Below are 12,732 nucleotides of genomic sequence, written 5' to 3'. Positions count from 1 at the left end.
AGGGAGGAATTCATGAGAGATTTCGAATCCGACATCATTGGCAAAATCAGCAGGAGGCTCTTGCCGATCCTGTTCCTGTCGTTCGTCGCGGCCTATCTTGATCGGGTGAACGTCGGGTTCGCTGCCCTCAGCATGAACAAGGACCTAGGCTTCACCGCGACGGCCTATGCCATCGGTGGCGGGATCTTTTTCTTTGGATACTTCTTGTTTGAGGTGCCGAGCAACATGATCCTCCACCGCGTCGGCGCCCGCCTCTGGATCGCCCGCATCATGATCTCGTGGGGCATCATTTCCGGCCTGACCGCCTTTGTATGGGACAGCACCAGCTTCTACGCGATCCGCTTCATTCTCGGCGTGGCGGAAGCGGGTTTTTTCCCGGGCATCGTTCTTTACCTGACGTACTGGTTCCCGGCTCGTGACCGGGCAAAGGTGCTCGGCGGCTTCCTCGTCGCCGTCCCGTTCGCCATTGTGTTCGGTTCGCCCGTGTCCGGCCTGCTGCTCGGGCTCGACGAACTGGCCGGTCTCAAAGGCTGGCAGTGGATGTTCTTCCTCGAGGCAATACCTTCCATCCTTCTGGGCTTCGTAGTGCTGTTCGCCCTGCCCAGCCGGCCACGCGACGCCCGCTGGTTGTCGGATGCTGAAAAGGCATGGCTGCAGCAGGAACTCACCAAGGACGAGGCAGACCGCGCCCATCATTCGCTGGGAGGCATGCGCGAGGCGCTGACAAGCCGCAAGATTCTGCTGTTCGGCCTCGCATATGTGGGCATCATCACCGGAAGCTACGGGGTCGTGCTCTGGCTGCCCACGATGGTGAAGGGCTTCGGCCTCAGCAATGCCGCCACTGGCTTCATCGCCGCGGTACCCTATGCGGTTGCGGCGGTGACGATGATACTGTGGACGCGTAACTCGGACCGTTCCGGCGAGCGCACCTGGCATGCCGCGTTCGCCTGCTTTCTCGGCTGCGGCGGCCTCGCAGCGAGTGCCACTCTGAGCGATCCGGTTATGCAGATGATCGCGCTCTCCGTCGCGGCCGCCGGCATCTTCACGGCAATGCCGACCTTCTGGACGCTACCGCCGCAGTTCCTGTCGGGGACGGGCCTCGCCGCCGGCATCGCCCTTATCAATTCGATCGGCAATCTCGGCGGGTTTCTCGGCCCCTATGCCGTCGGCGCAGTAAAGGACGCAACCGGCAGCTTCACATATGGGCTGCTCATGCTCAGCGTGTTCATCTGCATCGCCGGCCTCCTTATCATCGTCATGACGGGCGGAAAGACGGTCAAGAGCACGCCAGTGACTCGCCCTGCCGAATAGCGATCCTGCGGCCCGAACATGAGCGAGGCAGGGCGGCGGCTCCGTCCCTGCATGGCAGCCATTCCCCGCCTCGCCCATTTCGTATGGCAGTGTTTCACTATTGCTTTTCTGTGCCTTAGCAGGCACCGCTGCACCCCAATTTTTGAGGCGCTCGCTCTCTTAGTACTCCGAATAAACGCCTTCGACATCGCGCAGCTGATGACCCTCATCACCTATCATATATTATACTTTTTGGAGGCACGAGGCATATACGTTAAAAACATCATATTAAAATTATATAATATTTATTTATGAGGCCCACCTCGGATCGTTTGATTTTCGCTTAAGGTATTTGGTGATGAGCGCGTCGAATCCACCTCGCCGAAGTTGTCTCTGCCGTTCAAACCAACTCGGCACCTGGCCAATCCCCCCGCGCGACCGTTTCGGCGATGATACGCCTAAGCGTGCGCATGATCTGCGAGAAGTCAGAAGGGCGCGATCGGTTCTGGGCTGTGGCGATCACGACTTCTCGCTCCACAGATGGGTCGGTCAGTACGGCGGTACGCAGCTTTCCCATCGCCACGCCATCGGAGACGGAGGCCAGGGGGAGAATGGTGCAGCCGCAGTTCTGCTCTACGAGCCGTTTGGTCAGGCTCGTAGAGCCATCGCATTCTAGGACGATATTGAGCGAGAAACCCGCTTGACTAGCAAGAGATTGGGCTAGCAGCCGCAGCCCGTTGGGGTGGCTCGGCAGGATGAGCGGCAGCTCTCCGAGGTTGCGGACGCAAAAGACGTCGCCGATGTTGCGGTAGCTCGCTGGCACGACCAGGCGGACTTGCTCGCGCGCTACTTTTTCAACTTGCAGGCTTCCTCCGTTGACGGGCCGGTAGAGGACCGCGAGATCGATTTCCCCAGCCGCGAGCCAGTCGAGGATTCCAGCGCCGAGTCCCTCCACCAGCCTCAGGTGCATGGAGGGGTAAGTCGCAGTGAGTGAATGGGACAGAGGAGGAAACAGGGTCCTGGCAATTGTCGGCTGCGCGGCGACGACGAAATCCGTTGGGCCGCGCGCAGAAAGCGAGTGCATCACCCGCCGGGTCTGTGCGAGGGACGCCATGACTGCGCCCGCTGACTCGAGGAGCTGCCGGCCTGCGTCGGTGAGAATTACGCCGCGTCCGCTGCGATGAAACAGCTTGGCCCTGCTTTCAGCTTCGAGGCGGCCGATGTGCCGACTGACGGTGGATTGTTCGCGGCCAAGCGCCAGGGCCGAGCGAGAGATCGACCCCGTGGAAGCGACGTGGATAAAGCATTCAAGATCGTCAGAGTTCATGGTGTCGCTGCAGGCCGCCGCAATTGCTCCGCTGCATGCCCATATGCAAAGCAGCTATCCACCGATTGCATAGCCAGCGGCAGGAGGAGGAGCTTAAGGGTCGATGACCGTCCGATGAAGAACAGACGGCAGGAGGAAGGCCCGTTATATGACGATTGAAATCGATCCCGCATTGACCGCCCGCTTCCCTCTCCGTCCAGAGCTGAAGTCCGTAATTGTCGACTCAAATGCCCTGCCGTGGAAGCCCACCAAATACCCCGGCGTCTTTTTCAAGCTTCTTTACGAAGACAAGGCTACCGGGCTCTTTACGGGCCTCTTCCGTTGGGAGCCAGGTGCCGAACTCCCATACCATGAGCATGTCGAGGTCGAACAGACCTTCATTCTGGAAGGCAGCCTCGTCGATCACGAGGGCGAAGTGCTTCCCGGCTGGTACGCCGCCCGGCCGGCTGGCAGCCGGCACGTGGCGCGGGCTCCAAACGGCTGCCTGCACCTCAGCTTCTTCATCAAGCCCAACCTCTTCTTCGGGGCCGACGGTAGCGCGCAGCCTTTCGAGCGCTGAAGGCGGCTGCCCGGGAATCGAGCTTCCCGGGATCTTCAAGGTTCCACCGAAGACACGGCACTGCTGTTGCAGATGCCGATCGCAGACGCGTGCCTGCCTCTCCAGGCGAGCCCGCCTCTGCGACAGCGAGGCACAAAACCAAAGAAAAATATCCGTTCTAGGAGGAAGCAATGGCACAAGAGGTCAACGACAAGGTGGCATTGGGCAGCACCGATTCCGGGCTCGTCGCCATGTTCAGGAACATGACCGTTCCGGAGCGTCGGACTTTCTGGGGTTGCGCCGCAGGCTGGACCCTCGATGGCATGGACTTCATGCTTTATCCGCTAGTGATCGGCACGCTTATCGCCCTTTGGCAAGTCGATCGGGGCACAGCCGGTCTCGCGGTCACCGTCACATTGCTGAGTTCCGCTCTGGGCGGATGGCTTGCGGGCTATTTGGCAGACAGGATTGGCCGCGTCCGCGTCCTCCAGATTACGATCGTCTGGTTCTCCTTCTTCAGCTTTCTGTGTGCGTACGCGCAGAATTTTGATCAGCTGATCGTATTGCGGGCTCTGCTCGGGCTGGGTTTCGGCGGCGAATGGACCGCGGGAGCGGTGCTGATGGCCGAGGCTGTGCGCGGAAAGTATCGGGGACGGGCCCTCGGCTCGGTCCAGTCCGGCTGGGCGGTGGGCTGGGGCCTGGCGGTCATGCTGCAGGCCGTTCTGTTCAGCGTCCTCCCGCCGGAACAAGCGTGGCGCTGGATGTTTGCATTGGGAGCCCTGCCCGCCTTCCTCGTGTTCTTTCTCCGCCGCTACGTCGAGGAGCCCGATATTTCCGTGAAGGGCCGGGCTCTTGCCATCGAGCAGGGAACCCAGCCTTCCCTTTGGGAGATTTTCTCCCCCGGCATTCTCAAGACCACCCTGCTGACCGCGCTTTTCAGCGTAGGGGCTCAAGGTGGGTACTATGCAGTTACAACCTGGGTGCCGACATTCCTGCGTGCGGAACGGGACATGACCGTGGTGGGTTCGACGGGATATCTCGCATCCGTCATCGTGGGATCCTTCGTGGGCTATCTGGTGGGCGGCTGGCTCGCGGACCGCATCGGCAGACGCAATCTGTTCTTTACATTTTCCATCGGCGCCATGGGGCTGGTGTTGATCTACACGCAGGTTCCCATGTCCAACGCGGCACTGTGGGCGGTCGGCTTTCCCCTCGGCTTCTTCGCCAGTGGATATTACTCCGGCATCGGTCCGTTCTTTGCGGAACTGTTCCCGACAAGGCTTCGCGGCTCCGGACAAGGATTTGCCTTCAACTTCGGCCGAGGCATCGGCGCCTTGTTCCCGACCTTGGTTGGCTTTCTCTCGTCTTCCATGACGCTTGGCGTGGCAATCTCGCTCTTCGCGGCCGTTGCCTACGGTCTGCTCTTCTTTGCGACAGCCCTGCTCCCCGAAACCCAGGGCAAGGTTCTCAAGGCAGACTGACGAAGGAAGGGGCAGCGCGGCTCATCCCCCGCGCCACCATGTTCTCGGCAACCCGCGGATCCCCGGGGCCGCCTTCCGGCCGGCCCGAATCCCCAACGACAGAAACAATCCTCACATGCACCTGACCTCCACAGCCGACAGCCGCACGGACCAAGCAGTTTCCGCGGAGCGGATCATTCCGCGGCGTTCGGGTGGGCGCATCCTGGTGGATGCCTTGGCGTGCCAAGGCGTCGACCGCCTGTTCTGCGTTCCGGGCGAGAGCTATCTCGACGTTCTCGACAGTCTCCTGGAGCACCCCTCAATCCGGGTCGTCGTCACCAAGCACGAAGGTGCCGCGTGTGAGATGGCCGAGGCTGATGCCAAGCTCACCGGGCGGCCCGGCATCTGTTTCGTCACCCGGGGGCCGGGGGCAATGCATGCCAGCATCGGTGTGCATGTGGCTTCGCAAGATTCCTCGCCGCTCATCCTGTTCGTCGGCCAGATTGCCCGCCAGGACCGCTATCGCGAGGCGTTTCAAGAAGTGGACTACCGCGCGATGTTCGGCTCCTGTGCGAAGTGGGTCGTGGAGATCGACGACCCTGCGCGCATTCCGGAGCATGTGGCGCGGGCCTTCGCCACGGCGATGGAAGGGCGCCCCGGCCCGGTGGTGGTCGTGCTGCCGGAGGATGTCCTTGGCGAGCAGTGCGCAACCATGGATGCCCGGCCGGTGCGGCTGTCTGTTCTCCCCGACCCGGGATCCCATGAACGCGATACGCTGCAACGCTTGCTGAACAGCACGCAACGCCCCCTCGTCATCGTGGGCGGCCCAGGCTGGAGCGAGGACGCTAGCAAAGACCTTGCCGGCTTCGCGACCGCCTGGAACATTCCAGTGGCGTGCTCCTTCCGCCGACAGGACCTGTTCGACAATCGCCTTCCGCAATATATCGGCCACCTGTCGCTCGGCATGAACTCGGCGCTGGCTACGCGAGTCCGGGCAGCCGACCTGATACTGGCCATCGGTACACGGCTCGGCGATGTCACCACCGACGGATACCGGCTTCTTACGCCTCCGACCCCTGGCCAACGTCTCGTGCATGTGCACCGCGCCAGCAGCGAGCTTGGCAGGCTATTCCATGCCGAACTCCCCATTCATGCATCCATGGACGCAATCGCCCGCCTTCTGACCGGCCTGCCGGCTCCCGCGGTCGCCCCTTGGGGCGAATGGACCAGGGCCGCGCGCCTCGAGCAGGAGCAATTCGGACGGCCATCGGATCCCCATCCCGATGAGATCGGAGTGAACCTGGCCCAGGCGGTCTCCCACCTCAATCAAGTTCTGGACAACGATGCCATCATCACCAACGGCGCCGGCAACTACACCGTTTGGGTGCATCGCTACTATCAATATCGCCGACCGCGAACCGAGCTTGCTCCGACCTGTGGAACTATGGGCTACGGCCTGCCCGCGGCCGTGGCTGCCAAGCTTCGTCATCCTGATCGCACAGTCGTGTGTTTTGCTGGAGACGGCTGCTTCCTGATGTATCCGCAGGAACTGGCGACGGCGGTCGAGCAAGAGGCCGCCATCGTCATCATAGTCGTGAACAACGGCATGTATGGGACTATCCGCATGCACCAGGAAAGGCGCTTCCCCAGCCGCATCAGCGCAACGGCCATCCAAGGGCCGGATTTTGTGGCGCTTGCCCGGTCATTTGGGGCGTTCGCGGAGAAGGTCGAGCGTACCGATGAATTCATGCCGGCTTTCGAGAGAGCCCATGCCAGCGGCCGCCCGGCGTTGCTCGAGCTGAAGACGGATCCGCGGCAACTCACGCCCCAGATGCGGATTTAGGGCGTTGTGGAGTTTCCGCTGCCGAGCAACACGGAAGGTAGAGTCGTGTGCAACGATGAAGAAGCGGGCGAGGGCCGTGAATTCTGGGAAGCATAAAGGGGTTGGCGCGCGAAATTGGGGATAGGCCAACCTGCTCGCGCAGGCGTTAGAGAAAGCCATGTCGCCAACCTCCGGAGATGACCGGAGCTAACAGGGTTGTCGCCGCACGGCGTTCTTTGTCACCATTGCTATGGTTGTCAAACGGTGTCTTGACGAAATTCGTGATGAGAGGCGATCTGATCAAGACGCTCGCGGACAAGACGGCTTTCGAGCTTGATGCCCACAGCGGCGCCATGCTCGGGGGTATCCGGATCGCGCAGGAGGATCTGCGCGAGATAGGCGGAGCTTAGGGCCAGGATTAAGTTCGCACGCTGATGCGCGGCGTGTCCCATAAGGACTCGTTGCTCGCCTTGATGGCGGAGGCCTCATCAAGTGCCTCGACCGTGTCGCCGAACTTGCAGGCTTCGTTCCGATCGAGCCGGTCTGGTCGGATCTGACGCGGTGGGAGGATTCCGACTTCGAATTCGTGGAGCGCTGGCGTCGTCGCCGCGGACCGTGGCGAGGATCTCCGACGTGGCGATACCTGCGGGATGTGCGCCCTCTCTCCGAGGCGATCATCCACGTTGCGCTCCGGCAAGATCGGCTTCGCGAGGGGCAGCATGTGGGCGGCCCACATCAGTGGCGCGGACGGTGCCAGATGCGCTCCGGTACCCCCAGCACGAACGGAGGCTGTTTGAGCGGCTCGCGATGCTCGAGGCGGTGCGCAAGCTCTCCGGCCGCGCCTTCCCTCCGTCTCTATGGGCTCTGATCACGGCCCGCCGGCCCCTCGCCACAGAAACCCTCGACACCGGGCTCGCCGAGTTGCCGCCGAAGCTGTGCTGGCGTAAGTGGCACCTAGGATTGTCGATCGGGAACTGCTGACCACGTGGGGGCAGCCGCATGTGCGCCATTGCGCTGGTGATCGAAGGTATCCGCGATGCCTTGCGCGACCGGTCCTACGAGCTAGCCGCCGGGGGGGGGGGGCCTGGCAGCTGCCCACCTAACCGCGCCACGCCGAGGCGTTCCACGTGGCGTTCGCCACAGAACCCGCGCCGGTCCCGCTCTCCGAGACGGGAATGCTAGTGCTGGCTTGCATCGCCTATCACCAGCCGGTGAGACAAAGATACGATATCAGATGAGGAGGAAGGATCTGCTCGCGTGGGCACTGGCTTTGCGTTCAGATAGCTGCTTTCCTTCCCTCTGGGGCGCCGCCTCGCCGCTTTCTAGCCAGCATGGGAAACAAAGATTGTCAGTCGTCATCAGAGACTACCGTGACAGCGACCTGCAGCAGGTCCTGGAAGTCGTTCGTGAGCTCCAGGCCTACGAAGGGGAACTCTATGACAGAATGATGCCGATCGAGGATATCGGTGGTTGGTACGTCGAGACGCTGCTTCGCAGGTGTAGGGAGGAGCGAGGTTCGCTTCTCGTGAGCATCAGGGACGGGAAGCTGATCGGCTACGCAACGATCTTCACAAAGGTCGAGCAAACTGGAGAGATTGATGAGGTTCCCTTCGTCTACAGCGAAGTCAGCCACATCGCCGTGAAATCGTCGGCTCGAGGAACCGGTGCCGGCCGATTGCTGCTCGATGAGTGTGAGCACCGTTCACGCAGTTCCGGGGCAAAATGGCTGCGCATCAATGTCTTGGCCAGCAACGGCTCGGCACGACGCATCTACGAGCATCTAGGCTTCCATGACCACCTAGTGGTGATGGAAAAAGCGCTGCTGACGTGCACCCCATTTTCCTGCCGGTCATAAGTTAGGCCCGGCTGGGTTTTGGTCCTCGTGGGACCGGTTGGCGAACATCGACGGCGCGAGGCCGCCGAGGCTCGTATGGGATCTGACGGTGTTGTCGTCGATCCGCCAAGCCTCGATGATCCGTCTGGCCTCGGCAAGCGAGGAGAAGGCGTGCTCGTTGAGGCACTCGTCGCGCAGGCGGCCGTTGAAGCTTTCCACGAAGGCGTTCTGGATCGGCTTGCCCCGGGCGATGTAATGCCATTCGATGGCGACCTCCTCGCAGAAGTTCAGGATCGCCCGGCTGACCAGCTCGGTGCCGTTGTCCGAGACGATCATGCAGGGGCGGCCGCGGCGGACGATGACCTCGTTCAGTTCGCGCACCACGCGGACGCCGGAGAGCGAGGTGTCCACCACAGCCGTCAGGCACTTGCGGGTGAAGTCGTCGACGATGTTCAGCACCCGGAAGCGGCGGCCGTCATTCAGGGCATCGGACACGAAGTCGAGGCTCCAGCGCTGGTTCGCTCCCTGCGGGACGGCCGCCGGCACCCTGCTGCTGAGCGCCCGCTTACGCCCGCCGCGCCGACGCACCACGAGCCGTTCTTCCCGATAGAGGCGGTAGACCTTCATCAGGTTCATCCTCACGCCCTCCCGCTTCAGCAGGATCGCCAGCCGACGGTAGCCGAACCGACGGCGCTCATTGGCAAGCTCCCGCATGCGCGTGCAGACGGCAGCATCGCCATCCGCTTCGCGCTGGGACTGGAAGCTCGACCGATCAGCCGGCGGGCCCGGCGCTCCGAGTCGCCGTGATCGCCGATCACGCGCTTTACCGTCGCGAACCGCGCCGCAGGCGAGATCAGTTTTTTCCCAAGAGATCCTTCAGCACCGCATTGTCGAGCATCTGCTCGGCCAGCAGCTTCTTCAGCCGTCGGTTCTCCTCCTCCAACGTGCGAAGCCGAGCCGTCTCGGAGGCCGTCATGCCTCCGTACTTCGCCTTCCACTTGTAGAGGGTGGCGTCCGAGATGGCGTGCTTGCGGCACACCTCGGCGGTCTTCATCCTCACCTCGTGCTCCTTCAGCACCAAGATGATCAGCTCCTCGCTGAAACGGCTGCGCCGCATGGTCCTTTTCCTGATCGAAGGACCCAACCGATCCGTGACAGGAATTCAGGGGAGCACATCAGGCCGAACATGGCGGGCTCGTCGCCCCGCATCAGATGGAAATCGGCCGGCCCGTCACCCCGCGTGAAATACTGGCAGGCCGAGATCACAAAGCAGCGCCCTTCGAGCGCGATGGTGCGCATCGTCGGCGGCCAGACGTCACGGTCATCGACGGTCGGGGTGCAATAGAGCTCGACGCCCTGCGCGTACATGGCCGTGCGCAGGAGCGGCATATAGTTTTCCCAGCAGATCACGCTGCCGATCTTCCCGATCGGCGTATCGACGCCGACGCCGATGGTCGAGCCGTCGCCAAAGCCCCAGACGAGACGCTCGAGCGCCGTCGGCATCAGCTTGCGGTGCTTGTAGAGGATCTTACCGGACGGCGCGTAGGTCAGCGTCGAGCAATAGAGCGTGCCATCATCGTGTTCGATGATGCCCACGACCAGATGAACACCATTGTCCTGGGCAATCTCTCCGATGCAGCTCGCTTCCGGGCCGGGCAGGTCGATGGCGCCGTCGAAGTAGCGGCGGAAATCCTCCCGCCCTTCCGGGCTTCGGGTTCCCAGGCGCGCGCCGAAATCGAGGCATTTCGGATAACCGCCGACAAAGACCTACGGGAAGACGACGAGATGCGCGCCCTTGCCGGCAGCCTCTCGCGTCAACCCGGCGAGCTTCTCGATCGTGCTCGAGGTATCGAACAGGATGGGAGCGGCCTGCACGACTGCGGCTCTGATCATGGTCATGGCGACGATCCTTCAAAAAATCAGACGACAGCCCTCGCTCCGAGCGAGGGCTGGGAAATCAGATTGGCGAGTTGCGTCAGGCCGTCCTCGAGGTCTCCCCGGTCGGGAGCGACGCCAAGCGAGATCCTGACGGCCTCGATGGGATGGGCGACTGTCGCAAAGGCCGAACTGGGTACGATCGAAACGCCGGCACGGTCGGCATGTTCGGCAAAATCAGAAGCGCGCCAGTAGCTCGGCAGCCGCATCCAAAGATGATGCCCATGGGGATCGGTGGCAAAACCGACGCCCCCGAGGATCAAGGCCGCAATCTTCTGCCGCTCGACATTCTCCGCGCGGATCGATTTGGCGATCTCATCGAGGACGCCGTCTGCGATCCAGCGGCTCGCCAGCGCCGACATCAGCGGAGGCGCCATGAGGATCGTCGCGCGCAAGACGCCGGCCAGGAGCAGTGCTTTGGTGCCGCTTGGCGCCACGACGTAGGCGACCCGCAAGGCAGGCGTCGCACACTTCGAGAGCGTCGCGATGTGCCAGGTAATGTCGCTCGCCATCTCGGCGAAGGAGACCAGCCGCTCCGGCCGCAGCGGCGCGTAGGGGTCGTCCTCGACAATCGCTACCCCATGCTTGCGGGCAATGGTCGCCAAGGCCCGGCGGCGGTCTTCCGGCAGAGTGGCAGTGGTCGGGTTGTCGATACTCGGAATGACGTAAAGGGCCTTCGGCGCGCGGTCGCGACAAACCTTCTCGAACGCATCGGGGACGATTCCCTTGTCGTCCATATCCACCGCCGCGATCTCGAGCCCTTTCTGAATGGCGACAGCCTTCATGCCCGGATAGGTCAGGGCTCCGGCGGCTACGGTATCGCCGCGGTTCAAAAGAAGATCGCAGACCGCAAACAGTGCGCTTTGCGCGCCTCCCGTGACGACGATCCGGTCAGGCGTGACGCCCTCGATGCGGGGGGCAAGCCAACTTGCGGCCGCCTGCCGGTCCGGCTCCGCACCTGTACTCTCCTGATAGTGCAGATTGAGCAGGCCGCGCGGGCTCCCCAGAACGCCTCCGATGCCCTGCGGAAAAATCTTCCGAAAATCCACGGCCGAGGGCTGTGAGGGGATGTTCATGCTGAGATCGATGAGGGGATGCGCAGCTTCGCCAACCTCACCCTCCAGCGTCTCGTTGATGAAGGTTCCCCGACCGGCCTGCGCCTGGACCAGCCCGCGCCGGCGAGCCTCGTTGAAGGCGCGTGTCACCGTGGTCAGATCAACATCCAGTGCCTCGGCGATGGCGCGCTGCGGCGGCAGCCGTTCACCCCGCGCGACCCGGCCTGAGCGGATGTCCGCCTCCAACGCCTCGACGATGCCCAGATACTTCATCCGGGCGGCCTCGATCAATCTCGGCTTCCACATGCGTCTCTCAATTTGCATGGTCAATTAACATACATTATTCGTATCATGTATGGCTCAAGAAGGAAGCACAGATTGCGGTTTTCGATATCCCCGAAACGAAGGCCTCGCCAAAGCAGCGCAAGCCGGCGCTCGGCCTTGCGCAGCCCCCAGGCACCGCGCCTTTGGATACACCGATGCCATATGTCGTCACCAAGAACTGCATTCGCTGCAAATACATGGATTGCGTGAACGTCTATCCCGTCGACGGCTTCTACGAGGGGGAAAACATGCTCGTTATTCATCCAGACGAATGTATCGATTGCGGTGTCTGCGAGCCGGAATGTTCCGCCGAGGCAATTCTTCCGATACCGCAGCGTTCGACGGGGTGCCGGACAAGTTTCAAAACCACTTTCCGAGAAGCCAGGAGATTGAGACGTCTGACGTCGCGACCAGAACACACCCATCCGGCTCTCAAGGGACAGCGGCCTACACACTGGAGGTCACAGGAAAAGACATTGGCCAGGCTGAAGCCGCCATGTCCGAAATTCCCTCGGGAACGTCGATCAACATCGCGTTCCTAGGAAATGAGGACCATGCTCAGAGCGTCAATGCGGCGCATGTCATTTGTCGCTGCGGATTCGAACCCGTACCGATCATTTCTTCCCGCCGCCTGCGATCCGCCGACGATCTGGACGATCCACCTCATTCGCTGATCGAAGAGGCAAGCCCGTCGCGCTTCCTGTTCGTCGGAGGAGATTCCGCCGCTCCACCGGATCCGTTTTCGGATTCGCTGGCACTTCTCGGCAGCGGCGTCGTGGAACGGCATGGCATTCGCAGCGCCGGCATCGTCGCCTATCCCGAAGGTCACCCGAAGATCGCCACGGACTGCCTTTGGCGATCTCTGAAATGGAAATACGGCTTCCTTCGCGACATGGGCTTCCGCCACGTTGGCGGCCCTAGAGCCGATCGACATTCACTGGAGCCAGATCATGGCTGCGGCGAGGAGGACGAACCCGGCGAAGTGGATCGTCCGGCGGTCGTAGCGCGTCGCGAAGCGGCGGAAGTGCTTTAGGCGATTGAAGCAGCACTCGATGCGGTTGCGGCGCTTATAGGCCGTGGCATCGTGCGGGATGAGGATCTTCCGGGTCCGGTTGGATGGCAACCGCCCAAAAAAGGCAGTCAGACT

At 62.1% G+C, this 12,732-nt stretch carries 9 protein-coding genes and 3 pseudogenes; 7 read left to right on the top strand and 5 right to left on the bottom strand.

From position 1 onward, the window contains the following. Positions 1–12 precede the first annotated feature (12 nt). Positions 13–1,311, top strand: coding sequence for an MFS transporter (locus V5F59_RS03260; RefSeq protein WP_393983103.1), 1,299 nt, complete (start codon positions 13–15; stop codon positions 1,309–1,311). Between the two features lie 379 nt (positions 1,312–1,690). On the opposite strand, the gene V5F59_RS03255 is transcribed toward V5F59_RS03260, so the two are convergent. Next, on the bottom strand, positions 1,691–2,617 hold the full coding sequence (locus V5F59_RS03255) for a LysR family transcriptional regulator (protein ID WP_393983104.1): 927 nt from the start codon (positions 2,615–2,617) through the stop codon (positions 1,691–1,693). A gap of 148 nt (positions 2,618–2,765) precedes the next feature. Between V5F59_RS03255 and V5F59_RS03250 the strand changes: the two genes are divergently transcribed. From V5F59_RS03250 to V5F59_RS03240, 3 genes are all read left to right on the top strand, one after another. Further along, positions 2,766–3,176, top strand: a complete 411-nt coding sequence (locus V5F59_RS03250) for a cupin domain-containing protein (RefSeq protein ID WP_393983105.1) — start codon at positions 2,766–2,768, stop codon at positions 3,174–3,176. 170 nt (positions 3,177–3,346) lie between these two features. Then, positions 3,347–4,636, top strand: coding sequence for an MFS transporter (locus V5F59_RS03245; RefSeq protein WP_393983106.1), 1,290 nt, complete (start codon positions 3,347–3,349; stop codon positions 4,634–4,636). A 115-nt stretch (positions 4,637–4,751) separates the two neighbouring features. Next, positions 4,752–6,458, top strand: coding sequence for a thiamine pyrophosphate-binding protein (locus V5F59_RS03240; RefSeq protein ID WP_393983107.1), 1,707 nt, complete (start codon positions 4,752–4,754; stop codon positions 6,456–6,458). Between the two features lie 236 nt (positions 6,459–6,694). Here the strand turns inward: V5F59_RS03240 and V5F59_RS03235 are convergent, their stop codons facing one another. Continuing rightward, on the bottom strand, positions 6,695–6,889 hold the full coding sequence (locus V5F59_RS03235) for a hypothetical protein (protein WP_393983108.1): 195 nt from the start codon (positions 6,887–6,889) through the stop codon (positions 6,695–6,697). A 782-nt stretch (positions 6,890–7,671) separates the two neighbouring features. On the opposite strand from V5F59_RS03235, the gene V5F59_RS03230 reads away from it, so the two are divergent. Continuing rightward, entirely contained in the window at positions 7,672–8,292 is a 621-nt protein-coding gene (locus V5F59_RS03230) for a GNAT family N-acetyltransferase (RefSeq protein ID WP_393983109.1), read from the top strand. Here V5F59_RS03230 and V5F59_RS03225 read toward each other — a convergent pair. The 3 genes and pseudogenes from V5F59_RS03225 to V5F59_RS03215 form a co-directional block, all read right to left on the bottom strand. Continuing rightward, positions 8,287–9,388 (bottom strand): annotated as a pseudogene (locus V5F59_RS03225) (IS3 family transposase). The gene V5F59_RS03230 and the pseudogene V5F59_RS03225 sit on opposite strands and share 6 nt — an antisense overlap. Then, a pseudogene (locus V5F59_RS03220) lies at positions 9,358–10,164 on the bottom strand (nitrilase-related carbon-nitrogen hydrolase). The pseudogenes V5F59_RS03225 and V5F59_RS03220 overlap by 31 nt, the downstream one beginning before the upstream one ends. Before the next feature lie 26 nt (positions 10,165–10,190). Beyond that, positions 10,191–11,552 (bottom strand): aminotransferase-like domain-containing protein, encoded by a 1,362-nt coding sequence (locus V5F59_RS03215; RefSeq protein ID WP_393983241.1) that lies wholly within the window; start codon positions 11,550–11,552, stop codon positions 10,191–10,193. Positions 11,553–11,740: 188 nt separating this feature from the next. Between V5F59_RS03215 and V5F59_RS03210 the strand changes: the two are divergent. Both V5F59_RS03210 and V5F59_RS03205 read left to right on the top strand, forming a co-directional pair. After that, a pseudogene (locus tag V5F59_RS03210) lies at positions 11,741–11,911 on the top strand (4Fe-4S dicluster domain-containing protein); the annotation flags it as partial. Next, the gene (locus tag V5F59_RS03205; RefSeq protein ID WP_393983242.1) at positions 11,887–12,618 is read left to right on the top strand and encodes a methylenetetrahydrofolate reductase; all 732 of its coding nucleotides are present in this window, start codon (positions 11,887–11,889) and stop codon (positions 12,616–12,618) included. The pseudogene V5F59_RS03210 and the gene V5F59_RS03205, both read left to right, overlap by 25 nt. Positions 12,619–12,732: the final 114 nt, after the last annotated feature.

This window comes from Xanthobacter nonsaccharivorans (assembly GCF_043194755.2).
In the GTDB taxonomy this organism is placed as follows: Bacteria; Pseudomonadota; Alphaproteobacteria; order Rhizobiales; family Xanthobacteraceae; genus Xanthobacter; species Xanthobacter autotrophicus_G.
The sequence above is the reverse complement of the archived record's forward strand: the minus strand, read 5'-3'. Positions and strand labels throughout refer to the sequence as shown.